The sequence below is a fragment of the Bordetella ansorpii genome (assembly GCF_900078315.1).
Taxonomy (GTDB): Bacteria; Pseudomonadota; Gammaproteobacteria; order Burkholderiales; family Burkholderiaceae_B; genus Bordetella; species Bordetella ansorpii.
This window is the reverse complement of record NZ_FKBS01000014.1, coordinates 199,735-222,446: the sequence shown is the minus strand read 5'-3', so window position 1 is coordinate 222,446 and position 22,712 is coordinate 199,735. Positions and strand designations below refer to the sequence as shown.

Annotated in this window: 20 protein-coding genes; 8 read left to right on the top strand and 12 right to left on the bottom strand. The window is 67.8% G+C overall.

Annotated elements, in window-relative coordinates:
• Nucleotides 1-327: 327 nt before the first annotated feature.
• Both A7W11_RS08660 and A7W11_RS08655 read right to left on the bottom strand, forming a co-directional pair.
• The gene (locus A7W11_RS08660; protein WP_066410607.1) at nucleotides 328-1,866 is read right to left on the bottom strand and encodes a DUF1254 domain-containing protein; all 1,539 of its coding nucleotides are present in this window, start codon (nucleotides 1,864-1,866) and stop codon (nucleotides 328-330) included.
• A gap of 286 nt (nucleotides 1,867-2,152) precedes the next feature.
• The gene (locus tag A7W11_RS08655; RefSeq protein WP_066410606.1) at nucleotides 2,153-2,929 is read right to left on the bottom strand and encodes an enoyl-CoA hydratase; all 777 of its coding nucleotides are present in this window, start codon (nucleotides 2,927-2,929) and stop codon (nucleotides 2,153-2,155) included.
• A 38-nt stretch (nucleotides 2,930-2,967) separates the two neighbouring features.
• On the opposite strand from A7W11_RS08655, the gene A7W11_RS08650 reads away from it, so the two are divergent.
• Complete coding sequence (locus tag A7W11_RS08650; RefSeq protein WP_066410605.1) at nucleotides 2,968-4,749, top strand: M61 family metallopeptidase; 1,782 nt, start codon at nucleotides 2,968-2,970, stop codon at nucleotides 4,747-4,749.
• 796 nt (nucleotides 4,750-5,545) lie between these two features.
• On the opposite strand, the gene A7W11_RS08645 is transcribed toward A7W11_RS08650, so the two are convergent.
• Nucleotides 5,546-6,463, bottom strand: a complete 918-nt coding sequence (locus A7W11_RS08645) for an NAD(P)/FAD-dependent oxidoreductase (protein ID WP_066410604.1) — start codon at nucleotides 6,461-6,463, stop codon at nucleotides 5,546-5,548.
• 223 nt (nucleotides 6,464-6,686) lie between these two features.
• On the opposite strand from A7W11_RS08645, the gene folB reads away from it, so the two are divergent.
• Both folB and ttcA read left to right on the top strand, forming a co-directional pair.
• Entirely contained in the window at nucleotides 6,687-7,046 is a 360-nt protein-coding gene (gene folB, locus A7W11_RS08640) for a dihydroneopterin aldolase (protein WP_066410603.1), read from the top strand.
• Nucleotides 7,047-7,058: 12 nt separating this feature from the next.
• Nucleotides 7,059-8,039, top strand: coding sequence for a tRNA 2-thiocytidine(32) synthetase TtcA (gene ttcA / locus A7W11_RS08635; RefSeq protein ID WP_082887158.1), 981 nt, complete (start codon nucleotides 7,059-7,061; stop codon nucleotides 8,037-8,039).
• Here the strand turns inward: ttcA and A7W11_RS08630 are convergent, their stop codons facing one another.
• Genes A7W11_RS08630 through apaG form a run of 5 tightly spaced genes read right to left on the bottom strand, consistent with a single transcriptional unit; the run spans nucleotide 8,040 to nucleotide 12,770 of the window.
• Nucleotides 8,040-9,005 (bottom strand): D-2-hydroxyacid dehydrogenase family protein, encoded by a 966-nt coding sequence (locus A7W11_RS08630; RefSeq protein ID WP_066410602.1) that lies wholly within the window; start codon nucleotides 9,003-9,005, stop codon nucleotides 8,040-8,042. It abuts the gene before it with no gap.
• Between the two features lie 46 nt (nucleotides 9,006-9,051).
• Nucleotides 9,052-9,843: a DsbC family protein gene (locus tag A7W11_RS08625; RefSeq protein WP_066410601.1), complete on the bottom strand. Its 792-nt coding sequence runs from the start codon at nucleotides 9,841-9,843 to the stop codon at nucleotides 9,052-9,054.
• A 27-nt stretch (nucleotides 9,844-9,870) separates the two neighbouring features.
• Complete coding sequence (locus tag A7W11_RS08620) at nucleotides 9,871-11,040, bottom strand: UbiH/UbiF family hydroxylase (RefSeq protein WP_066410600.1); 1,170 nt, start codon at nucleotides 11,038-11,040, stop codon at nucleotides 9,871-9,873.
• On the bottom strand, nucleotides 11,037-12,359 hold the full coding sequence (mltA, locus tag A7W11_RS08615; RefSeq protein WP_066410599.1) for a murein transglycosylase A: 1,323 nt from the start codon (nucleotides 12,357-12,359) through the stop codon (nucleotides 11,037-11,039). The genes A7W11_RS08620 and mltA overlap by 4 nt, the downstream gene beginning before the upstream one ends.
• Before the next feature lie 36 nt (nucleotides 12,360-12,395).
• Nucleotides 12,396-12,770 carry a Co2+/Mg2+ efflux protein ApaG gene (gene apaG / locus A7W11_RS08610; RefSeq protein ID WP_066410598.1) on the bottom strand — a complete coding sequence of 125 codons (375 nt, stop codon included), beginning with the start codon at nucleotides 12,768-12,770 and terminating at the stop codon, nucleotides 12,396-12,398.
• A 150-nt stretch (nucleotides 12,771-12,920) separates the two neighbouring features.
• On the opposite strand from apaG, the gene rpe reads away from it, so the two are divergent.
• From rpe to A7W11_RS08590, 4 genes are all read left to right on the top strand, one after another.
• The gene (gene rpe / locus A7W11_RS08605; RefSeq protein WP_407922734.1) at nucleotides 12,921-13,625 is read left to right on the top strand and encodes a ribulose-phosphate 3-epimerase; all 705 of its coding nucleotides are present in this window, start codon (nucleotides 12,921-12,923) and stop codon (nucleotides 13,623-13,625) included.
• A 48-nt stretch (nucleotides 13,626-13,673) separates the two neighbouring features.
• A complete protein-coding gene (locus A7W11_RS08600; RefSeq protein ID WP_066410597.1) occupies nucleotides 13,674-14,369 on the top strand; it encodes a phosphoglycolate phosphatase in 696 nt (231 codons plus the stop codon).
• Nucleotides 14,370-14,679: 310 nt separating this feature from the next.
• Entirely contained in the window at nucleotides 14,680-16,200 is a 1,521-nt protein-coding gene (locus A7W11_RS08595; protein WP_066410596.1) for an anthranilate synthase component I family protein, read from the top strand.
• A gap of 151 nt (nucleotides 16,201-16,351) precedes the next feature.
• Nucleotides 16,352-17,683: a PQQ-dependent sugar dehydrogenase gene (locus tag A7W11_RS08590; protein WP_066410595.1), complete on the top strand. Its 1,332-nt coding sequence runs from the start codon at nucleotides 16,352-16,354 to the stop codon at nucleotides 17,681-17,683.
• A 168-nt stretch (nucleotides 17,684-17,851) separates the two neighbouring features.
• Here A7W11_RS08590 and A7W11_RS08585 read toward each other — a convergent pair whose 3' ends face one another.
• The 4 genes from A7W11_RS08585 to A7W11_RS08570 form a co-directional block, all read right to left on the bottom strand.
• Nucleotides 17,852-18,133: a peptidylprolyl isomerase gene (locus tag A7W11_RS08585; protein ID WP_066413688.1), complete on the bottom strand. Its 282-nt coding sequence runs from the start codon at nucleotides 18,131-18,133 to the stop codon at nucleotides 17,852-17,854.
• Between the two features lie 349 nt (nucleotides 18,134-18,482).
• A complete protein-coding gene (locus tag A7W11_RS08580) occupies nucleotides 18,483-19,481 on the bottom strand; it encodes a Bug family tripartite tricarboxylate transporter substrate binding protein (RefSeq protein WP_066410594.1) in 999 nt (332 codons plus the stop codon).
• Nucleotides 19,482-19,532: 51 nt separating this feature from the next.
• The gene (locus A7W11_RS08575; RefSeq protein ID WP_066410593.1) at nucleotides 19,533-20,351 is read right to left on the bottom strand and encodes a citryl-CoA lyase; all 819 of its coding nucleotides are present in this window, start codon (nucleotides 20,349-20,351) and stop codon (nucleotides 19,533-19,535) included.
• 4 nt (nucleotides 20,352-20,355) lie between these two features.
• Nucleotides 20,356-21,570 (bottom strand): CaiB/BaiF CoA transferase family protein, encoded by a 1,215-nt coding sequence (locus tag A7W11_RS08570; RefSeq protein WP_066410592.1) that lies wholly within the window; start codon nucleotides 21,568-21,570, stop codon nucleotides 20,356-20,358.
• A 137-nt stretch (nucleotides 21,571-21,707) separates the two neighbouring features.
• Between A7W11_RS08570 and A7W11_RS08565 the strand changes: the two genes are divergently transcribed.
• Nucleotides 21,708-22,637: a LysR substrate-binding domain-containing protein gene (locus tag A7W11_RS08565; protein ID WP_066410591.1), complete on the top strand. Its 930-nt coding sequence runs from the start codon at nucleotides 21,708-21,710 to the stop codon at nucleotides 22,635-22,637.
• The last annotated feature ends 75 nt before the right edge of the window (nucleotides 22,638-22,712 follow it).

The following is a 22,712-nucleotide window of genomic DNA, read 5'->3' as shown; positions in this document are numbered from 1 at the left end:
CAGGACGTAGCGCCAGCGATTGAATGGACTCACCGGCACGTCTTCCTCTTCCCTTCCCATTGCGGCAGGCTTTATCCCGCCGGCGTTGCATCACCGTTGGGTTCAAAACCTAGGGTGTATCCCCTTGCTTTTCCGCAAGCGTCAAACCCGCGAAGTATAGCGTGTTTTGGACAGCCGCAGCAAATTGCAAGGCAGCCGTCAGCCTGCCTCGGAGGCAGGCCGAGCGGCGGTCCTGGATGGGTTGCGAATCGGAGGATAACAGGGACGGGAAAAGCCCGCCCCCGAGAGGGATGACGGGGCGGCGGGCGCCGCCCCGGATGGCTTTTGTCAATCCTCGCGCACCGGCGGCGGGCCCCACAGGCCGTCCAACGCCGTGTTGCGCGGCGCATACAGACGCATGTTCAACATGAAGTTGCCCTGCTGCGGCGCGGGCAGCCAGTTGGACTGCCTGTCCTTCGACGGCGGATCGCGGCGGATGTAGATGTCCAGCGAGCCGTCCTGGTTGTACTTCAGTTGATCGGTACTGGACAGGGCATAGCGGCCGATCGGGTTCTGCGTGAAACCCGGGCGGGTGTCATACAGGATCAGCGTCCAGTAGCCATCCACCGGCGGCAGTTGGCCGCGGTCGAAGTGCAACACGTAGTCCTCGTCGCTGCGCAGCGGCTCGCCTTCGTCGTCGATGGCGGTCACCGGATACAGCACTTCCTCGGGCGTACTGGCGCCCAGGCCGGCATAGGCCACGGCGGCGCGGCGCGTGTAGTCGGTGCCGTAGGTGCCGATGCCGTTGCGCACCACGGTCCAGCCATTGACCGGCGTGCCCAGCATGTGGACCGCATCGGCGATGCGGCGGCCCGCCACCGGCTGCGCTTCGGCCAGCGCCTGCTGCACCGAAGGCTCCAGCGCGCCGAACGAGAAAGCCTGGCCGCGGCCGAAGCCGATGCGGCGCAACCGGTCGAGCATGGGATAGTCGTTGGCGTGCGGCGGATTGGCACGCACCAGTTCGTCGAACAGGGTGAAGTAGGTCGCCGCATCCATGGCCGCGACCTGCTCTGCGGGCGTGCCCTGACCGCTCCAGGCCGGATTCACCTGGCCGGCCGGCGTGCTGTAGCCTCGGCCCCAGGCGCTCAGCGGCGCGGCGATCATGTTGCCCTGGAACTGATTGACCACCGCGTAATCGGCGGCGCTGGGCGTCTGCACGCGGCCGATCATCCAGCCCTGGTTGGTCGGACTGCGCACCGTATCCACGCCCGGCGGCAGCGTGCCGTTCCACGAGGGGCCGACGATGGCGAAGGTCTGTGCCACATTGCCCGAAGTGCGCGTGCCGCGCGCGGCGTACATGTCGGACCACATGTCATGCAGGGACAGCAGGTAGTAGCGCTTGTCGGCGGCGGGCACCTGGATGATCAGCGGCTCGCGGCTCACGTCGTACCAGAGGCTGGAATACAGCGCGTCGGTGCTGGGCCAGGCCACGTCGGTGGCGCGCGGATCGGGATAGGCGGTGCGGTGGCCGAACTGGTTCATCGGCGCGCGGCCGGCCAGGGGCGTCTGCACGTTGGTGGAAGCGCGGCGCGTCATCTCCATCAGCACCATCGGATAGGCGTAGATGTAGGCATCGATCGCGGCGTCGCGCAGTTCGGCGCCTGTCATCGCCGCGACGGGAATGGATGGAACGGGCGCCGGTGCGGGAACGGGGGTCTGCGAAACCAAGCGCATCGACGGACGCGGCATGCCCGAGGCGTCGGTGGCGGGGTACATGGGCGTGACCTGCGAGGACTGGGCGTGGGCGATGCCGGCCAAGCTGGCGCTCAATACACCTGCCAAGGCGGCCGCCTGCCAGCGGCGCGTGGGTATTGCTCGGATACGCATGAGAGGCTCCTGCTTGTTGAGGGAAGAAGAGCCCGCGCGCAGACGGAAAAGGGCCCGGATGGGGCTTGCCGGCGCGGCTCGATCGGAAATGATGTCCGATCAGGATAGGCCGCGTTGCTGCAACAGAGTACTGCGCAAAAGTTTCAACGGGCTACGCGATCGGGGTCGGCCCCCCTTCGCCCGGCATGGCGGGAAACGGCCCGCAGCCCAATGACGGCGCGGCTCGCGGGCCCGAGGCGGAACCCCGGAAAATGTATCCGGCGGGCCCATCCTCATGTAACCACTTTTAACGATGCTTGAATGTCGGCGCGCGCTTTTCCGCGAATGCGGCCATGCCTTCCTTCTGGTCTTCCGTGGCGAACAGCGAGTGGAAGACGCGGCGCTCGAACAGCAGGCCGTCGTTCAGCGGCGACTCGTAGGCGCGGTTGACGCATTCCTTGGCCATCATGACGGACGGCAGCGACATCGAAGCGATGACGGTCGCGGCCTCGATGGCCTCGTCCAGCAGCTTGTCGGCGGGCACGATGCGAGAGACCAGGCCGGCGCGCTCGGCTTCCTCGGCGCCCATCATGCGCGCGGTCAGCACCATGTCCATGGCCTTGGCCTTGCCCACGGCGCGCGGCAGGCGCTGCGTGCCGCCCGCGCCGGGAATGACGCCCAGCTTGATCTCGGGCTGGCCGAACTTGGCGTTGTCGGCGGCGATCAGGATGTCGCACATCATCGCCAGTTCGCAGCCGCCGCCAAGGGCGTAGCCGGCCACCGCGGCGATGACGGGCTTGCGCACGCGCTTGAGTGTTTCCCAGTTGCGGGTGATGTAGTCGCTGCCGTAGACGTCCATGTACGTCCAGCTTTTCATGGCGCCGATGTCGGCGCCGGCCGCGAAGGCCTTCTCGCTGCCCGTGATGACGACGGCGCCGATGTTCTCGTCCGCATCGAAGGCCAGCAACGCAGCCCCCAGCTCGTCCATCAGTTGATCGTTGAGCGCGTTGAGCGCCTTGGGCCGGTTCAGGGTGAGAAGGCCGACCCGGCCGCGGGTCTCGACCAGCACGAACGATTCGCTCATTGAATGTCTCCAGAGGGGGATAGGAATAAGATAGGCGGATGAACGACGCACCCATAATTTACCGCCTGCAGCCGTATGATCCCACCGGCCACCGCTATCGCGTATCGCTGACGGTCACCCGCCCCGATCCGCACGGCCAATGCCTGGCCCTGCCCGCCTGGATTCCCGGCAGCTACCTGATCCGCGATTTCTCGCGCCAGATCGAAACCCTGACGGCCCGCGCGGACAACCGCCCGGTCGCCATCGACAAGCTCGACAACCACACCTGGCGGGCCGCGCCGTGCGACGGCCCGCTGCACGTCGAATACACCGTCTACGCCTGGGATCTGTCCGTGCGCGGCGCGCACCTGGACGAAAGCCACGCCTTCTTCAACGGCACCAGCGTGTTCCTGCGCGTGCAGGGCCAGGAGGCCGAACCCTGCCTGGTCGACCTGCAGCCGCCGCGCGGCATCGACGGCTGGAAGGTCTACACCAGCCTGCCCGAGGCGCGCGGGGTGACGGGCGCCGCCCGCCGCCACGGCTTCGGCCTGTATCGCGCGCCCGGCTACGACGCGCTGATCGATCATCCGGTCGAGATGGGCACCCCGCAGGTGGCGCGCTTCACCGCGCACGGCGCCGAGCACGAACTGGTGTTCACCGGCGAGGCGCCACGCCTGGACATGGCGCGCATCGTCGACGACGTGCGCCGCATCTGCGAAACGCAGATCGCCTTCTTCGAACCGCGCACCAAACGTGCGCCGTTCCTGGACAGCAGCGACCGCTATGTATTCATGACGATGGTCACGGGCGATGGCTACGGCGGCCTGGAACATCGCGCCAGCACCGCGCTGATGGCCTCGCGCAAGGATCTGCCCGTGGTGGGCCAACAGGGCCAGGGCGAGGGCTACCGCACCTTCCTGGGCCTGGTCAGCCACGAATACTTCCACACCTGGAACGTCAAGCGCATCAAGCCGGCCGCCTTCGCGCCCTACCGGCTGGATCAGCCCAACCTGACCCGGCTGCTGTGGATCTTCGAGGGCTTCACCTCGTACTACGACGACCTGCAGTTGCTACGCGCGGGCGTCATCACACAAGCCGACTATCTGCGCCTGCTGGGCAAGACCGTCACCGGCGTGGCGCGCACGCCGGGCCGCCACAAGCAGTCGGTGGCCGAGAGTTCGTTCGATGCCTGGACGCGCTATTACAAGCAGGACGAGAACTCGCCCAACGCGCTGATCAGCTACTACACCAAGGGCGCGCTGGTGGCGCTGGGCCTGGACCTGGTCATCCGCCGCGACAGCCACGGCGCGTACTCGCTGGACGACGTGATGCGGCTGCTGTGGCAGCGCTACGGCCGCGACTTCTATCGTGGCAAGCCCCAGGGCCTGGACGAGGACGCCTTCCCGGCGCTGGTGCGCGAGGCCACCGGCGTGGACGTGCGCCGCTTCGTGGCGCGCCATGCCTACGGCACGGCGGAAGTGCCGCTGGCCGAACTGCTGGCGCCGCATGGCATCAGCGTGCAATGGAAGGCCGCCGCGGCCATCCCGGGCCTGGACGTGCGCACGCGCAAGCAGGGCGACAACCTGGTGCTGGCCACCGTGCTGGAAGGCGGCGCGGCGCATCGCGCGGGCCTGTCGGCCGGCGACGTGCTGGTGGCGGTGGACGGGTTGCGCGTCGAGGCGCCGTCGGGACTGGATACGCTGCTGTCGCAGTACCAGCCGGGCGAACGCGTGCGCGTGCACGTCTTCCGCCGCGACGAGCTGCGCGCCTACACCGTGCGGCTGGCGGCGCCCGCCGCGCTGGATTGCGTGGTGAGCGCAGAGAGCCAGAACGCGGGATAGATTCGCCCGGGTCGGCTTGACCTGAAAATTCAAGTCCATTAAAGTTTTGCCGTCGGAGCGACTGACCGGATGAGATAGAGCGCTCCCCAGCAGTGAAAACTGTATCTGCGCAAGGCAGATTGCAAATGGTGTCCGGATCGGTTTTGACGTGTACCCAAAAGGCGCTGAATATTCAGCGCCTTCTGCTTTATCAGCGACGGGTATTCGTCTTATCTCCAAGGTATACCTTTCCGCAAAGCAACTGGAAAGCCATGCTGCCTCTAAGTGCGGGGGTGGGCTTGGCGGCATCCTGTGGATAAGCGCTTTCTACGATCAGGTTCAGTTCCTGCCTGCCTCGTGCGGCACTGCCAGCCCGCCTGACTTCAAAGAAAACATAGTACGGACCTGCCGGGTCGTCGATCCGCAAGACATGGCACCAATTCCGTTCATGTGCGGTCTCCCATACTTTCGCCCTTGCGTCGTTCAAGCTGGCCATCACGGCAGGCAACTGCCGAGACAATCCATAGCGAACCCGGCAGAACACCCTGGATCGGCCGGCTCGATCAGGAAGCACCCAAGAGCCTTCGGGGCATTCACCCTCTTCTTTCTTGCGAGTGAAGCAGTGGTTGATGTGTGACGTGCACACGCAGCTCGCGCTGCGCACGCAAGCTGTAGAACGAAAAAGTGAATGGCTCCAGATGCTCCAGGCTGATGACCTGCCCGCAAATCTGAAGCGGCTTGAAGTACCTCACGCCTATGCCCTCGATTCCTGAGCAAAAGGCGCAGTATTCCAGGCACACAGCCTGGAACACAGGCACTAAGTGACGCTTTCGCGTCTCTGCGGCACACGTTCCCAGCGGCGCTGGATGTCCTTGGCCGCCACCACCCCGTCGGCCATCGCGGTGACCACGCAGGGATGCATGCGGTTGGCCACTTCGCCAATCGCATAGATGTCCGGCAGGCTGGTCTGGGCCGTGGCGAAGTCGGTCTGGATGTAGCCGCGCTCGCTGCGCGCCAGACGCAGACCATCGGCAAAAGCGGCCTGGGGCTCCCAGCCGTAGAAAACCAGGATCAGGTCGTACCGCCGCCCACCGACGGTGCGCGCGGCGGGGTCGACCTCGTACGCGCCAACGTGCACGTTATCGCGGCCGGCGCGCGTCACCCATTGCTGCTGGGCACGCACGGTACGGGCATAAAGATGCACGTCGCCCGCGCTGCGATTGCGCACGTAGACGAAATTCTCGTAGGCATTGTCGCCGCCGCCCAGCACCGCCACCTTCAATCCGGTGTAGTCCTGGGCCACGATGGGCGAACCGGGGCCGACCAGCACACCCGGCCACGCGGCCCCGAACGGATGACCCGGCAGGCCACGGGCACGCACGCCGGAGGCGATGACCAGGGCACGGCCGCGCAGCAGTTGACCCTGGGCCTGGCCGCCCAGCGCGACCTCGATACCGCCCTTGACGGGCCGCGCCTGCAGCGCCGGCGCGCGCAGGCGCACCGGCACGCCGGCCTCTTGCACGCTGCGCGCGACGTTGGCCGCGCCCTGCTGGCCGGTCTGGCCGGGCAGGACCGCGATCCAGTCATCGCGGAAGGGATTGTCGTTGCCCAGGCCGCCCAGGCGGTCCGAGGCCTCGACCAGCACGGGCGACAGGCCCAGCCGCGCCAGCCAGATCGCGCACGAGGCGCCCGCCGGGCCTGCACCCACGATGACCGCGTCGTATACCTGCTGCATCCTGTGTTTTCCTGAAAGCTGAAAGCGGCCCGGTCCACGGGCCGGCTGGACGGCACGCGCCCGCGCGCTCCGGCCAGCTTGCCCCGATTGTAGTCAGCCACGGCCGCGGGCCCGAACGTTGCAGCCCGCCCACACCGTGGCGCCGCCGCCCCTGGGCCGGACGGCCGCGCCCGGCTGCCCGTCCCCTTACAATGCGGGCTTCCCCCCACAGGTTTTTGCGATCATGGCGACACGCCGCATCATCATCTCCCGGCTTGCGCTGGATGCCCGCATCGGCATTCTCGAACACGAGCGCCGTGCCACCCAGCCGCTGCACATCGACGCGGAGTTCGACGTCGACATCCGCCGCGACGTTGACGACCACGACATCCACAGCGTGCTCGACTACCGCAGCCTGCGCGACGCCATCGTGCAGGAATGCACGCAGGCGCACGTCAACCTGATCGAAACCCTGACCGAACAAGTGGCCGAGCGACTGCTGGCCGATTTTCCCGACATCCGCTCGCTGCGGCTGCGCATCAGCAAGCCCATGGCTTTCTCGGACTGCGACGCCGTGGGCGTCGAGATCCAGACCAGCCGCTAGCGCCTCATTGCCATGAACGCCATCGAAGCCCTCCCCGAACAAGCCGCCGCCGCGGACGTCCAGAAGCCCGAGCGCGTGCGCTCGCCTGCCGAAGACCGCGCCCGCCACGAAGGCAACAAGCTGACCAAGCGCCTGGCGCGCGAGACCACCCGCGCCCTGTCCGACTACAACATGATCGAAGCGGGCGACCGCATCATGGTCTGCCTGTCGGGCGGCAAGGATTCGTACGCGATGCTCGACATCCTGATGACGCTGCAGAAACGCGCGCCGTTTCCGTTCGAGCTGATCGCGGTCAACCTGGACCAGAAGCAACCGGGCTTCCCGCCCGAGATCCTGCCCAACTACCTGACCAATCTGGGTGTGCCCTTCCACATCGAGACGCAGGACACGTACTCGATCGTCACGCGCGTGATCGAGGAAGGCAAGACCATGTGCTCGCTGTGCTCGCGGCTGCGGCGCGGCATCCTGTACCGCGTGGCCGATGAACTGGGCGCGACCAAGATCGCGCTGGGCCATCACCGCGACGACATCCTGGGCACGTTCTTCCTGAACCTGTTCTACGGCGGCAAGTTGAAGGGCATGCCGCCCAAGCTGGTGTCCGACGACGGCCGCCACACCGTCATCCGCCCCCTGGCCTACGTGCCCGAGCGCGACCTGATCGCCTACGCGCAGCTCAAGCAGTTCCCCATCATCCCGTGCAACCTGTGCGGCTCGCAGGAGAACCTGAAGCGCAAGGAAGTGACCCGCATGGTGCAGGAGTGGGACCGCAAGCATCCCAACCGCTCATGGAACGTGTTCAACGCCCTGTCGCGCGTGGTGCCTTCGCACCTGATGGATCTGGATCTGTTCGATTTCGTGGGCCTGAAACCCACGGGTACGCCGGACGCCGATGGCGACACGGCCTTCGACCACGTCGATCCGGAAGACGCCTCGGCCGAACCCTGTGCCGAGCCGGCGGATGCGCTGAAGGAACAGCGCATCGTGTTCCGCTGATCAGGCCGCGGGATTCAGCACCCGCACCGGGCTGCCGGCCGCCCAGGCCGCCACGGCTTCGACAGCGCTGCGGTAGAACGCCTCGAAGTTCGGCTGGCTGACGTAGCCCAGGTGCGGCGTCAGCACCACGTTGTCCAGCGAACGCAGCGGGTCGGTGGGCGGCAGGGGTTCGGTCTCGAACACGTCCAGCCCCGCCCCCGCCAGGCGCCTCTTGCGCAACGCATCCAGCAGCGCCTCGTGGTCGACCAGGCCCGAGCGCGAGGTGTTCACCAGGAATGCCGAGGGCTTCATCGCGGCCAGCATCTCGGCATCGACCGTATGCCGCGAACGCGCGCTGAGCACCACGTGCAGGCTGACCACGTCGGACGTGGAAAACAGTTCGCGCTTGTCCACACGCTTGACGCCGATTTCAGCCGCGCGCTCGTCGGTCAGGTTGGGACTCCAGGCCACCACATCCATGCCGAAGGCCAGGCCGACCCTGGCCACGCCGGCGCCCAGTTTGCCCAGCCCCACCACCCCCAGGCGGCGGCCCGCCAGCAGCAGCGGCATGCCGGTCTGCCACAGGCCGCGGCGCATGTTGTCGTGCTCTTGGGGAATGTGCTTGAACAGCGCCAGGATCAACGACCAGGCCAGCTCGGCCGTGGCGTTGTTGCCATCGGCGCTGCCGGGCGCGCCGCACAGCGTGATGCCACGGCGCGTGCAGGCCTCGGCATCGATGGCGTTGTTGCGCATGCCGGTGGTGATCAACAGGCGCAGCTTGGGCAGCGCATCGATCAGTTCGGCGGGGAACGGCATGCGCTCGCGCATCGCCACGATCACGTCGAAATCCTGCAGCGCCGCCGCGCGCGCCGGCCCGGCGGGCAGCGGATCGCGGAACGTCTTCACCCGGGCCTGCGGGCCCAGCCTGCTCCAGTCGGCATAGCGTTCAGCCACGCCGTGATAGTCGTCGAGAATGGCGATCTGCATGAGGTTGTCTCCGTTTTATCGTGATCGCTGGGAAAGGCGGCGGGCGTTATCTTTTCCCGTCCAATCGCGCCTGAAACTGGTCCAGAGGCATCGCGCCGCTGACGCGCGAGCCGTCGTCGAAGAACATCGTGGGCGTGCCGCGCACCATCAGGCGCTTGCCCAGCGCCAGCACCTGCTCGGTGGGCGTGTCGCACGACTTGGAAGCGGGCGTTTTGCCACGGATCATCCAGTCGTTCCAGGCGCGGGCGGGATCGGACGAACACCAGATGTCGCGCGACTTGACCGACGAGTCGGGCGCCAGGATGGGATAGAGGAAGGTGTAGATGGTGACGTCGTCCAGAGTCTCGAGCGTCTTGTGCAATTGCTTGCAATAGCCGCAGTTCGGATCCTCGAAGATGGCCACGCGGCGCTTGCCGTTGCCCCGCACCTGCTTGACGGCCAGGTCCAGCGGCAGCTCGGCCAGCGGCACTTCGCCCAGTTTCTCCTGGCGCTCGGCGGTGACGTTGCGGCGGGTCATGGCATCGACCAGCGTGCCCTGCATGACCCAGCGCACGTCCTCGTCGGTGTAGACCAGTTCCATGCCCAGCTGCACTTCGAACAGGCCATAGGGGGTGCGCTGCACGGCCGTCACGTCCATTCCCGGGAAGCGATCGGCGAAGCGCTTGCGCACGCCTTCGGCGACAGGATCGGGCGCCGGCGTGCGGGTGGACGTGGCGCCCGCGGCGGACTTGTCCGCGCCGCTGGTGGAAGTGCTTTTACCCGACTGGGCCTGGACGGTCCCGGCCAGGAACAAGGCGCACAACGAGGCCGCCGCGCTGACTGCAATGCGAAACTTCATGATGACTCCTGGTGCCAAGGCGCACGCTCAGTTGCGCGAAGCCCCCTCGATGAGTTGGCGTTTGATGAAAGGCAGGGCGTCGACCGCCTGCATGCCGGCATTGCGCAGCCAGGCCAGCGGCGCGTTGCGCGCGCCGAACAGGCGATGCAGGCCATCGGTGGCCACGCGCATCGCCAGGACGGGTTCGGCACGGGCGCGCTGGTAGCGCTGCAGCACGCGCGGGTCGCCGGCGGAACGGAACGCCTCGCGGCTGCCCACGGCCCGGGCCAGCGCCTCGACGTCGCCCAGGCCCAGGTTCAGGCCCTGGCCAGCCAGGGGATGCACCCGGTGCGCGGCATCGCCGGCCAGGGCGATGCCCGGGCCGGTCATCTGGGCCTGTTCCAAGGTCAACGGGAAGCCGTGCAGCGCGCCACGCACGCGCAGCCGGCCCAATCGGCCCTGCGACGCCTCGGCCAGCAGGCGTTCGAGTTCGGCGGCCTGTTCCTGGCGCGGCATGGCCAGCAAGGCCTCGGCGCGTTCACCGCGGATGGACCACACCATCGAGACCTGCGCGCCATCGGCGGTATCGGGCAAGGGCAGCAGCGCCAGCACGCCGTCGTCGCGGAACCACTGGAAGGCCGTACCCTGATGCGGCAGTTCGGCATCCAGGTGGACCACCAGGCCCGTGTCGCCATAGGGCCGCGCCTGATGACGCAGGCCGGCAGCCTGGCGCAGCGGCGAGTTGGCGCCATCGGCCCCCACGAACAGTTCGGCCTGCAGATGTTCACCAGCAGCGGTTTCGATGCGTCCGTCGCGCCAGCCGACACAGCGGTCGTCCAGCCAGGGAATGCCGAAGACGCGCACGGCCTGGATCAGCACGCGCTCGATCTCGCCGGATTCGACGATCCAGGCCAGGCAGTCCTGCGCGGCCTGCCAGGCGTTGAGGGTGACGCGGCCATCGCCGTCGCCATGAATGTCCATGGCCTGCACGGGCGCGATGCGTCCGGAGGGCAGCGAATCCCATACGCCCAGTTCGCCCAGGAAGCGGCGGCTGGCGGGCGAGATGGCGTAGACCCGCGGATGATAGGTGTCGGCCTGGGCCGGCGCGACCTCGCTGCGCGGCGCCAGGACGGCCACGCGCTGGCCGCGGCGCGCCAGGGCCAGCGCGCTGGCCAGCCCGACGATGCCCGCACCGCAAACGACGATCTGCTGTTTCATCGCGCCGAGGGCTCCCCTGCCTGCTTGGGCCACAACAGCCACATCTGGCCGCGCTGCTTCATGCGGCCGGCCATGTTGCCGGCATCCTCGCCGGAGCCCCAGTAGAAGTCGGCGCGGGCGGCGCCGGTGATGGCCGTGCCCGTATCCTGCGCCAGCACCAGGCGCTGCAAGGGCGACGACGAACTCGGCATGGTGGTCGACAGGAACACCGGCGACCCCAGCGGCACGAACCGCGCATCGACCGCGATGGAGCGGCCCGGCGCCAGCGGAATGCCATAGGCGCCACGCGGACCCAGCGAGGGATCGGCGATGGCCTCTTCACGGAAGAACACCACGGCAGGATTGGCATTGAGCATTTCCTGCACACGGGCCGGGTTGCGCCTGGCCCATGCGCGGATGTTCTGCATGGAGGCCTGGCTGGCCTGCAACTCGCCCTTGTCGATCAGCCACTTGCCGATGGAGGCGTAGGGCTGGCCGTTGTGGTCGGCGTAGGCCAAGCGGATGGTGGTGCCCGAATCGGGACCATCGGTCAGCTGGACGCGGCCCGAGCCTTGCACCTGCAGGAAGAAGTTGTCGACGGGGTCGTTCACCCAGACGATGACCGGCGGCTTGCGGCCGGCGGACGCCTCGATGGCCGAACGCGTGTCGTAAGGCACCACGCGCGAGCCCTCGAGCTTGCCGCGCACGCGCTTGCCGGCCAAATCGGGATAGATGGAACCCAGGTCGACCGTCAGCAGATCAGAAGGCACGGCATACAGGGGCCATTGGTAGTCGCCGCCACGGCGGCGCGAGGCGGACACCAGGGGCTCGTAGTAGCCGGTGACGGTATTCGAGGCGGGCTGGCCGTCGGCGCCGTTCACGCGCCAGGGTTGCAGCCAGGTCTGCAGGAAACGCCGGACCGCGGCGCCGTCGCCCGCGGCCGGCGCCCGCGACGCATCGGCGGCGGCCGCGCAGACCGGCTGCCAGGCGCGCGGCGTGGCGCGCGCGGGCACGGCCAGGCTGCCGCTGGTGGGCCGCATCAGGCCCTTGCAGTTGCGCAGGAACAGCGGCCAGAACTCGGCCAGATCATCGTTGCTCCAGCCGGGCATGTCGGCCCAGGCGGCGCGCGTGTAACGGCCGGCCATCTGGCGCGGCGCGGAATCGGGCAGGGAGGACAGGGACGGCACGCTCAGCGGGCCGTCGACGGCGGGCGTGCCGGAGACGCCGGACGGGGCGCCGCCCGAGGGCGCGTCCGCGGGCGGCACCTCGGAGGTGGCGCACGCAGCCAGCAGGCCCGCCAGCAGGGAAACACTGAGAATTCGCTTGAAACGGTGCTTCATTTAGGTGTGAGGACAGAGCATCGGTGGTCCCTGCGGTCAGTGCAGGGTGCGCGGCATGGCCAGCAGGAATTCGGCGATCGGCACCTCGAAGGGGATGCCGTTCTCGCCCACGCAATGATAGGTGCCGCGCATGGTGCCCACCGGGGTGGGCAGCGGGCAGCCGCTGGTGTATTCGAAGGTTTCGCCGGCGGCCAGCAGGGGCTGCTGGCCCACGACGCCCAGGCCGCGCACTTCCTGCACGCGCTGCTCGCCATCGGTGATGATCCAGTGCCGGCTGATGACCTGCACGGGATTGGAGCCCGAATTGGTGATGCGCACCGTGTAGGCGAACATGTACTGCTGCTGGGCGGGATCGGATTGCTCCGGCACGAAGCGCGGCGTCACGGACACCGTCAGGTCGTAGGGTTTCACTGGATATCCCTGGGAAGGCGCGCGCCCTGGCCGGGCTGGATGGGGTCGGACCGATACGGCCGGCACGCATCTCGTGCCCGCGCCGGTGCCCGTGCCCCGAACGTCAAACTACAATGATTGCACATTATGCCCCCGGAACTTCGCAAAGCCATGTCCCCGACCCCGGCCGCCACCCGCATCGCCCCCAGCATCCTGTCCGCCGATTTCGCCCGCCTGGGCGAAGAGGTGCGCAACGTCGTCGCCGCCGGCGCCGACTGGATCCACTTCGACGTGATGGACAACCATTACGTTCCCAACCTGACCATCGGCCCGATGGTCTGTTCAGCCATCCGGCCGCACGTGAACGTGCCCATCGACGTGCACCTGATGGTCGAGCCGGTGGATGAGATCATCCCCATGTTCGCCAAGGCCGGCGCCGACATCATCACGTTTCACCCGGAAGCCTCGCGCCACGTCGACCGCACCCTGTCGCTGATCCGCAGCCACGGCTGCAAGGCCGGCCTGGTGTTCAACCCCGCCACGCCGCTGTCCTACATGGACTACGTGATGGACAAGCTGGACCTGGTGTTGCTGATGTCGGTCAACCCGGGCTTCGGCGGCCAGTCGTTCATCCCGGCCACGCTGGCCAAGCTGCGCGAGGCGCGCCTGCGCATCGACCGCTGGGCACAGGCCGGCGGCCAGCCGATCCTGCTGGAAGTCGACGGCGGCGTGAAGCCGGACAACATCGCCGACATCCGCGCCGCCGGCGCCGACACCTTCGTGGCCGGCTCGGCCATCTTCGGCCAGCCCGACTACGCCGCCGTCATCCAGAACCTGCGCGCCGAGATCGCGCGCGGCGAAGGCACGAGCGTCTGATCCTGAAACGGCCCGGTCCGCCGGGCCCCACCCGAGGAGCGCGCTGACATGGCACGCATCGAAGCCGTCCTGCTGGACCTGGACGGCACCCTGCTGGACTCCATTCCCGACCTGGCCGATGCGGCCAACGCCATGCGCGTCGAACTGGGCCTGTCTCCCTTGCGCCTGGACGTGGTGGCCACGTTCGTGGGCAAGGGCGTGGACAACCTGGTGCGCCGCGCGCTGGCGGGCAGCCTGGAAGGCGACCTGGCCGACACCGACCTGTATGCCCGCGGCCGCGAGGCCTTCTTCCGCCACTACCACCGGGTCAACGGCGAGAAGGCCCTGGTGTTCGACGGCGTGGTGCCGGGCCTGATCGCCATGCGCGACCAGGGCCTGAAGCTGGCCGTGGTCACCAACAAGCCCACCGAGTTCACCCTGCCGCTGCTGCAGCGCACGGGACTGGCGGGCTTCTTCCCGGTGGTGGTGTGCGGCGACACCTGCGCGCGCCGCAAGCCCGATCCCGACCAGGTGCTGCACGCCTGCGAGCAACTGGGCGTGGCGCCCGGCCGCGCGGTGACCATCGGCGACTCGATCAACGACGCGCAGGCCGGACGCTCGGCCGGCACGCGCGTGCTGGCGGTGCCCTATGGCTACAACGAGGGCATGGACGTACGCATGCTGGATGTGGACGGCATCGTCGACACGCTGGTGGATGCCGTGCGGCGCATCGACGAATGGAACCGCGAGGCCAACGCGGCCTGACGCCTCGCGCACGCCATTCATGCGAACCGGCGTGCGCATGACAATGACCGGTGGTATAGTTGCCGGGCACTTTTCTGGCAACGCAACACCGAACCCTATCCCATGAACGCCCCGGTCTCCGTCCCGACCCTTGCAAACGCCCGCTGGCGTTGGTGGCGCTCGTTCTCCGGGTGGCGGTAAGTCGTTCCCGGCGTTGGCGCACCGCCAATGCCGCGCAGGGCAAGACACCGAACCCGGACCCTACACAGGACCGGGTTTTTTGTTTGCGCGCGCCCGGTTCCTCATCCTGATCCCCCCATCGAGATCCGACATGACCGAACTTGAATTCAAGGCGCTGGCCGCCCAGGGCTACAACCGAATCCCCCTGGTGGCCGAGACCTACGCCGACCTGGACACGCCGCTGGCCATCTACCTGAAGCTGGCGCACGCCGGCCCCGGCAACGGTGCAATGACCTGCCTGATGGAATCCGTGGTGGGCGGCGAACGCTTCGGCCGCTACTCTTTCATCGGCCTGCCCGCGCGCAGCGTGATCCGCGCCACGGGCACCCTGACCGAACTGCTGCACGACGGCCGCGTGGTGGAAACCCACGAAGGCGATCCGCTGGCCTTCATCGAGCAATACCAGCGCCGCTTCAAAGTCGCGTTGCGTCCCGGCATGCCGCGCTTCTGCGGCGGCCTGGCGGGCTACTTCGGCTACGACACCGTGCGCCACATCGAGCCGCGCCTGGGGCCGGCCGTCAAGCCCTTCCCCGCCGGCATGGAAGGCGGCACGCCCGACATCATGCTGATGCACGTCGACGAACTGGTCATCGTCGACAACCTGGCGGGCCGCACCTACCTGATGGTGTACGCCGACCCGGCGCAGCCCGAGGCCTACAGCCGCGCCCAGCAGCGCCTGCTGGACCTGCGCGCCCGCCTGCGCAAGCCCGTGGAGATTCCGTACAGCCACGCCAGCATGCAGACGGAAGAACGCCGCGACTTCAAGAAAGAGGACTACCTGGCCGCCGTTCATCGCGCCAAGGAATACATCGCCGCCGGCGACCTGATGCAGGTGCAGATCAGCCAGGTCATCGCCAAGCCGTTCCGCGATTCGCCGCTGTCGCTGTACCGCGCGCTGCGCTCGCTGAACCCGTCGCCGTACATGTACTTCTGGAACTTCGGCGACTTCCAGGTGGTGGGCTCTTCGCCCGAGATCCTGGTGCGCCAGGAACGCATCGTCGAGAACGGCACGCCGAAATCGCAGATCACCATCCGCCCGCTGGCCGGCACGCGCAAGCGCGGCGGCACGCCGGAAGAAGACGCCGCGCTGGCGCGCGAGCTGCAGGCCGATCCGAAGGAAATCGCCGAACACGTCATGCTGATCGACCTGGCGCGCAACGACGTGGGCCGCGTGGCGCAGACGGGCACGGTCAAGGTCAGCGACACCATGGTGATCGAGCGCTATTCGCACGTGATGCACCTGGTGTCCAACGTGGCCGGCACGCTGGATCCCGACATGAGCAGCATGGACGTGCTGCGCGCGGCCTTCCCGGCCGGCACGCTGACGGGCGCCCCCAAGGTGCGCGCCATGGAAATCATCGATGAACTGGAGCCCGTGCAGCGCGGCATCTACGGCGGCGCGGCCGGCTACCTGAGCTACGGCGGCGAGATGGACGTGGCCATCGCCATCCGCACCGGCATCATCAAGAACGGCATGCTGTTCGCGCAGGCCGCCGCCGGCATCGTGGCCGACTCGATTCCCGAAGCCGAATGGGCCGAGACCGAGGCCAAGGCCCGCGCCATGCTGCGCGCGGCGGAACAGGTGCAACACGGCCTGGACGACCCGCTGTAACGCGAACCAGCCGGCGCGGGCGCACGCACAACGCCTGCGCGGGCGACTTGCGCCAGAGGGCTTGCGCGAATCGCGGATTCCGCCTAAATCCTCGTAGTGACCCCGCCGGATGCGCGACCCGCGTCCGGTGCAACCCACTCTGGAGCGGCAGATGAAGCAAGCGTTGGTTGGCCTGGCAGGTTCGATCGCAGTCCTGATGGCGGCGCCCGCATGGGCGCAGCAGGACGTGCTGACCGGCAAGCGCGCGTTTGGCGACTGGCAAGCGGACGCGCCCGGCACGATGCGGCATATCCGCCCCGCCGACATTCCCGCCGCCGCCGGCGGCTCGGCGCGCGCGGCCGCCTCGCGCATCGCCGACCGGCCGGCCAACGCCACCCCCAAGAGCATGCCCGGCTTCACGGTCGAGACGCTGGCCACCGGCCTGGACGGCGTGCGCGTGCTGCGCATCGCGCCCAATGGCGACATCTTCGCCGCCCTGAGCAACAACGGCCGCATCGTGGTGATCCGTCCGCAGAAAAGCGGCAAGGCCACGATGTCCACCTACGCCGACAAGCTGGACGACCCCTACGGCATGGCCTTCCACCCGCCCGGCCCGGAACCGAAGTGGCTGTACGTGGCCCAGCCGGGCAGCGTGGTGCGCTATGCCTACCGCAACGGCGACCAGAAGGCGTCCGGCTCGCCGCAAGCCGTGGTGGCCAAGCTGCCGACCGGCGGCCACTGGACGCGCGACATCGCGTTCTCGCCCGATGGCAAGACGCTGTACGTGGCGGTCGGCTCGAACGGCAACGTGGGGCAGAACATGGGCGAGCGCCCGTCCGACCTGGCCGCGCACGAGAAGACGCACGGGGTGGGCGCGGCGTGGGGTCCGGAAGAAGGCCGCGCCAGCGTGCTGGCCTTCGACCCGGACGGCAAGAACCGCCGCCCCTATGCCAACGGCATCCGCAACTGTTCGGGCCTGACCGTGCAGCCCGGCACGGCCACGCTCTGGTGCGCCACCAATGAACGCGACATGCTGGGCGACGACGTGCCGCCCGACTACGTGACCAGCGTGAAGGAAGGCGGTTTCTACGGCTGGCCCTGGTACTACATCGGCAAAAACGAAGACGCCCGCCCCGCCGGCGGCGCGCGTCCGGACCTGGCCGGCAAGGTGCTGGTGCCCGAGGTGCTGGTGCAATCGCACTCCGCGCCGCTGGGCGTGGCCTTCAACCCGGGCGGCCAGTTCCCCGACGAATGGAAGGGCGACGCCTTCGTCACGCTGCACGGCTCGTGGAACCGCGCCAAGCGCACCGGCTACAAGGTCGTGCGCTTGCCGTTCAAGGACGGCAAGCCGACGGGCGAATACCAGGACTTCGTCACGGGGTTCGGCCTGAACGACGGCGAGGTGTGGGGACGGCCCGTGGGCGTGACCTTCGCAAAAGACGGCGCGATGCTGTTCAGCGAGGACGCCAATGGCACCGTGTATCGGGTGACGTACAAACGCTGATGGGCCGCGCGGGCCCGGTTGCACGCCAGCGTGGCCCGCGGCCATGAAAAACACCCCGAAGGCCGGACTGGTGTCCGACTTTCGAGGCGCGGTTCCGTTCTACCGGAAGGCTTTCTGCAACCCGAGCCCGCCCCCCTGGGGCTGGCGCCGGGCACAAGGCGGCCGGGCTCAGTCCTGGCGGCTGGTGACTTCGACCAGGTGATAGCCGAACTGGGTCTTCACCGGGCCCTGCACCACATTGATCGGGGCGCTGAACACCACGGTGTCGAACTCCGGCACCATCTGGCCCGGGCGGAAGGTGCCCAGGTTGCCGCCGTCACGGCTGGACGGGCAGCTGGAATTCTCGCGGGCGACCTGGGCGAAGTCGGCGCCGTTCTCGATGGCGGCCTTCAGTTCGTTGCACTTGGCTTCGGTGGACACCAGGATGTGGCGTGCAGAGGCGTTGGCCATGGAAAGCTCCTTCATTGGGTTCAAAACGCCATTATTGCCTTAAAACACTTTCGGCTTGCTGGCCCCAAGGCTGGCGCTTTTCTGAAGCGGCCCGGCGGTAAAACTCTCCCCCACGCAGCGCCTTCGGCTTGCTGCCCCCAGGGGCGCTTTTACCTGGGGCGGCCCGGCGGTAAAAAAATAGCGCTGTAGCCACCAGACGATCCAGGACTGGTTTCTACAGCGCCAAGGTCACGCTAAACGCTCGGTCTGCCCATTCGAGATGCAACTGCGGCAGGCCGTAAATGGCCCATTTGCGCATCGCCGGCCCGGCGAAGGTTCATACCGGCCATGCGCAAGCGGGACATATTCCTCAGTCGACCTGGGCGCCCGACTTCTGCACCAGGTCGGACCACTTGGCCACTTCGGCCTTGCCGAAGGCGTCCAGGTCGGTCGTCGGCGCCTTCTCGACGCCCTGCGCCGTCAGCTTGGCCTGCACGTCGGCGTTGGCCAGGGCGGCCGCCGCGGCGTCACGCAGCTTCTTCAGCGCGGGTTGCGGCGTGGCCTTGGGCGCGTACATCATGAACCAGGCCACCAGGTCGAAATCGCTGTTGGTCTGCTCGGCGATGGTCGGCAGGTCGGGCAGCGCGGCGCTGCGCTTGGCGCTGGACGTGCCCAGGGCGCGCAGCTTGCCGGCACGGATGTGCGGCAGCACGGCGGTGGGGTGATAGAACATGAACTGCACCTGGCCGGACATCACGTCGGACATCGCCAGACTGCCTTCCTTGTAGGGCACGTGCACCATCTCACCGCCCAGGCGCGCCTTCAGCAGCTCGCCGGCCAGGTGGCCCGAGGTGCCGCTGCCCGCGGACGCGAAGCTGATGCCGGGCGGCTTGGCCGCGGCGGCGCCCAGGTCCTTCAGGTTCTGGTACGGCGAGTTGCCGCTGACCACCAGCAGGGTCGGCGTCTGGCCGACGAACGACAACGGGGCGAAGTCGGTGATGGGATCGTAGGCCAGCTTGCGGTACAGCGCCTTGTTGATGGCGTGCGTGCCCACGGTGCCCATCACGATGGTGTAGCCGTCGGCGGGAGAACGCGCGACGAAGTCGGTGCCGATCGAACCGCCCGCGCCGGCGCGGTTCTCGACGATGACGGACTGGCCCAGCGACTTGCCCATGGCATCGGCCATCACGCGCGCGACGATGTCCGTCGACGTGCCCGGACCGAACGGCACGATCATCTTGACCGGCCGATTGGGGAAATCCGCCGATTGCGCCGCTGCCGGGAACTGGGCCAGCAGCCCTGCAGCCAGCGCCAGGCCGAGCAGCGACCGGCGCAGCGTGGGCCTCGCGGTGGATGTGATGGAAACCATGGGTGACTCTCCTCAGTACTGTCTTGCTTATATGCCCGGGATGGGCGGGGATCAGTGCGATTCGGGGGTCGTGCCAAAGCCGGCGGGAAGTTCGCCGTCATACTGGACTTCGCGCGCGGCCTGATAGGACAGCGCGAAGCCGATGGATTGCTCCAGTTCTTCGTTGAGGTGTGCAATAAGGCCGGCCGTGCGCGCCAGGATCGGCACGCCCTTCAGGGCCAGCAGCGGGAAGCCCACCCCCAGCAGCACCGCGGGGATGGCGGCCGAGACGTTGAGCTTCAGTTCCTTGCCCATCACCTGCGGGATCGCGCGCTCGACCGCCTCGGCGATGTCGATGTAGGCCAGGTTGGCGCCGGCCTCGCGGGCCACGTCGAACAGGCGGCCCACGCGCGGATCGCGCTCTTTGTGCAATGGGTGGCCGTAGCCGGGAATGGCACGGCGCGCGGCGCGGTACTCCTGCACGATCGCCAGAGCCGCTTCGTCGTTGCCGGTGCCGTCGGCAAGGGCGCGCGCCTCGATCTCATGGAACATCTTGCCGGCCGTCTCGGACGCGCCCAGGATGACCGAGCCGCAGCCCAGGATGCCGGCGGCCACGGCGCCCTGCAGCGCATCCGGAGCCGCCGCCAGCGTCATGCGGCTGGCCTGCACGCTGGGCACCAGGCCATGCTCGGCGATGGCGACCAGGGTCGCGTCGATCACGGCGGTGGCGGCCGCGTCGGGACGCCGGCCGGTCAGCAGCAGGTGGAAATAGTCGGTGAAGGAAATCTTGCCGATCAGGTCCTGGCACAGGTCCTGGCCGCGCACCACGATGGTGTGCTCGTCGGACGTGCTGATGGACGTGCGCGGGACGGTGGTCTTGCCGATCTTCATGGTCTCACTCCTTGGAGGAAGCCGCTGAGCTGGACGCGGCTCGTGCAATGGCAAGCTCTGCGCGCACCTCGTCGTTGTGCTCGCCCAGGATGGGCGGCGGCACCACGTGCGTGGGACGCACCCCGTCGAAACTGACCGGCGAACGCACCGTGCGCCATTCGCCCAGGACGGGATGATGCCCTTCTATTTCGATTTCCATATGACGGGCCTGTGCGTCTTCCAGCGCTTCGCTGGTGTCGTACATCGGCGCGTGCGGCACGTCCTCGGCGGTCAGGCGCGCGCACCACTCGTCGCGGGTGCGGGTGGCGAAGATACCGCCCAGCAGGCCGATCAGCTGTTCCTGGTGCTGGATGCGGCCTTCGCGCGTGGCGTAGCGCGGGTCGTCGAACAGCGTGGGCCGTTCGATGGCGTTGGCCAGCCCGCGCCAGAACTTCTCGGGCGAGGACATGTGCAGCGCGACCCAGCGGCCGTCGCTGCAGCGCAGGGTGTACGACTGCGACACGCTGGGCCGGCTGTACGGACCCATCACGTCGCCATCGGCGAAGAAGTGCGTGAAGGCGTCCAGGTTGAAATGGCACATGGCCTCCAGCATGGAGACCTCGACGCTGCGGCCCACGCCGGTACGCGCGCGCTCGACCAGCGCCCCCAGGATGCCGTAGGCGGCATAGAAACCGGTCAGCGAGTCGGCGATGGCCGGACCCACCACGCGCGGATTGGCGGGGTTGACCAGCAGGTTCAGAAAGCCGCTGGCCGCCTGGGCCACCGTGTCGTAGGCCGGGCGGCCCGCCGACGGACCGGTCTGGCCAAAACCACTGATGGCGCAGTAGATCAGCCGGGGATTGAGCTCGCGCAAGCGTTTTTCGCCCGCCCCCAGGCGGTCGGCCGCGCCGGGCCGGAAATTCTGGATGTAGACATCCGCCTGCAGGATCAGCTCTTCGAACACCCTGGCATCCTCGGGATCCTTGGTGTTGAGCGTGACACTGCGCTTGTTGCGGTTGTAGGTCTGGAAGTGCGGGCTGTACAGGCCACCGCGGAAGGCGCGGAACGGGTCGCCGGCGCCGGGTTGCTCGACCTTGATCACGTTGGCGCCCAGGTCGGCCAGCAGCATCCCCGCGGCCGGCCCCGTGATGAACGTGCCCTGTTCGATGACGGTGATGCCTTCCAGCACCTTGCTGGCGCGGGTCAACTTTTCCAGTTGCGGAATGCTGTCGTCTTGCATGTCTGTCTCCTGGCCGCCTACACGCTCTTGGCGGCTGGCATTGCGGAGTCCGCAGCGTAATAGACAGATACAAGAACATGGAAATGACTTATTTTGCTGATTACTATTGATGGCATCGATGGATCTATCAATCAATCATGGAATTGCGTCACCTGAGATACTTCGTCGCGCTGGCCAACTCGCTGAATTTCACGCGGGCGGCGCAACGCGTGCATGTCACCCAATCCACGCTGTCGCACCAGATCCGGCAGCTCGAGGACGAGATCGGCAAGCCGCTGTTCGACCGCATCGGCAAGCGGGTGTCGCTGACCGAGGCGGGCGACGCTTTCCTGGGCTATGCGTCCCGGGCGTTGCAGGAAGTCGACCAAGGGCTGGGCGAACTGAAATCCGCCGAATCCCCCATGTCCGGCGCCGTGCGCGTGGCGGCCACGCATACTTTCAACCTGAACATCATTCCCGAATGCGTGGGGCAGTTCCTGGCGCGCAACCCGACCGTGCGACTGTCGGTCGAGGAGCTGGCCGCCGACGCGATCGTCACCGGGCTGACCTCGGGCCAGTTCGACCTGGGCGTGGCCTACCGGCCCGTTCTGCCGCTGGGCCTGCGCTTCGAGCCCCTGTTCAACGAGGAACTGATGCTGGTGGTCAACAGCCGGCACCCGCTGGCGGGCCGCAAGCGCATCCGCATGATCGAACTGCACCGCGAGCCGCTGGCGCTGCTGCCGCCCACTTTCTCCACGCGGCGCATGCTCAATGAATGCTTCGCCGCTGCGGGGGCCGAACCCATGGTGTGCGCCGAAATGAACACGCTGCCCGCGCTGCTGGGCGTGGCCCTGCGCACCCCCATCGGCACCATCGCGGCCGCCAGCGCGGTGCCGGCCGGGCTGGACGTGGTGCTGGTGCCCATGGAAAGCCCGACGCCCATGCGTACACCGGGCCTGCTGATGCGGGCCGACCAGACCCAGACCCCCGCGATACGGGCGTTCGCCGCCCTGTTGCGCCAGACCTCGGCCCGGCATGGCCGCAAGGTCGACAGCCGGCCTCGCGCCGCCGCGAAAACGCTTCCCTGAAGCCGCCATCCGGCGGGATCCGCCAACACGCATAAAATACGCGGATCCAAGTATCTCGTTCCTTTTCCGACTCCC

Excerpts from the sequence above, each read along its gene's own strand:
- A7W11_RS08655 (WP_066410606.1), bottom strand. The coding sequence starts at position 2,929 with ATGAGCGAATCGTTCGTGCTGGTCGAGACCCGCGGCCGGGTCGGCCTT.
- A7W11_RS08590 (WP_066410595.1), top strand. The coding sequence starts at position 16,352 with ATGAAGCAAGCGTTGGTTGGCCTGGCAGGTTCGATCGCAGTCCTGATG.
- A7W11_RS08600 (WP_066410597.1), top strand. The coding sequence starts at position 13,674 with ATGGCACGCATCGAAGCCGTCCTGCTGGACCTGGACGGCACCCTGCTG.
- A7W11_RS08625 (WP_066410601.1), bottom strand. The coding sequence starts at position 9,843 with ATGAAGTTTCGCATTGCAGTCAGCGCGGCGGCCTCGTTGTGCGCCTTG.
- A7W11_RS08650 (WP_066410605.1), top strand. The coding sequence starts at position 2,968 with ATGAACGACGCACCCATAATTTACCGCCTGCAGCCGTATGATCCCACC.
- A7W11_RS08575 (WP_066410593.1), bottom strand. The coding sequence starts at position 20,351 with ATGAAGATCGGCAAGACCACCGTCCCGCGCACGTCCATCAGCACGTCC.
- A7W11_RS08660 (WP_066410607.1), bottom strand. The coding sequence starts at position 1,866 with ATGCGTATCCGAGCAATACCCACGCGCCGCTGGCAGGCGGCCGCCTTG.
- A7W11_RS08595 (WP_066410596.1), top strand. The coding sequence starts at position 14,680 with ATGACCGAACTTGAATTCAAGGCGCTGGCCGCCCAGGGCTACAACCGA.
- A7W11_RS08620 (WP_066410600.1), bottom strand. The coding sequence starts at position 11,040 with ATGAAACAGCAGATCGTCGTTTGCGGTGCGGGCATCGTCGGGCTGGCC.
- A7W11_RS08630 (WP_066410602.1), bottom strand. The coding sequence starts at position 9,005 with ATGCAGATCGCCATTCTCGACGACTATCACGGCGTGGCTGAACGCTAT.
- A7W11_RS08570 (WP_066410592.1), bottom strand. The coding sequence starts at position 21,570 with ATGCAAGACGACAGCATTCCGCAACTGGAAAAGTTGACCCGCGCCAGC.
- A7W11_RS08565 (WP_066410591.1), top strand. The coding sequence starts at position 21,708 with ATGGAATTGCGTCACCTGAGATACTTCGTCGCGCTGGCCAACTCGCTG.
- A7W11_RS08645 (WP_066410604.1), bottom strand. The coding sequence starts at position 6,463 with ATGCAGCAGGTATACGACGCGGTCATCGTGGGTGCAGGCCCGGCGGGC.
- A7W11_RS08580 (WP_066410594.1), bottom strand. The coding sequence starts at position 19,481 with ATGGTTTCCATCACATCCACCGCGAGGCCCACGCTGCGCCGGTCGCTG.
- A7W11_RS08585 (WP_066413688.1), bottom strand. The coding sequence starts at position 18,133 with ATGGCCAACGCCTCTGCACGCCACATCCTGGTGTCCACCGAAGCCAAG.
- folB (WP_066410603.1), top strand. The coding sequence starts at position 6,687 with ATGGCGACACGCCGCATCATCATCTCCCGGCTTGCGCTGGATGCCCGC.
- mltA (WP_066410599.1), bottom strand. The coding sequence starts at position 12,359 with ATGAAGCACCGTTTCAAGCGAATTCTCAGTGTTTCCCTGCTGGCGGGC.
- rpe (WP_407922734.1), top strand. The coding sequence starts at position 12,921 with ATGTCCCCGACCCCGGCCGCCACCCGCATCGCCCCCAGCATCCTGTCC.
- ttcA (WP_082887158.1), top strand. The coding sequence starts at position 7,059 with ATGAACGCCATCGAAGCCCTCCCCGAACAAGCCGCCGCCGCGGACGTC.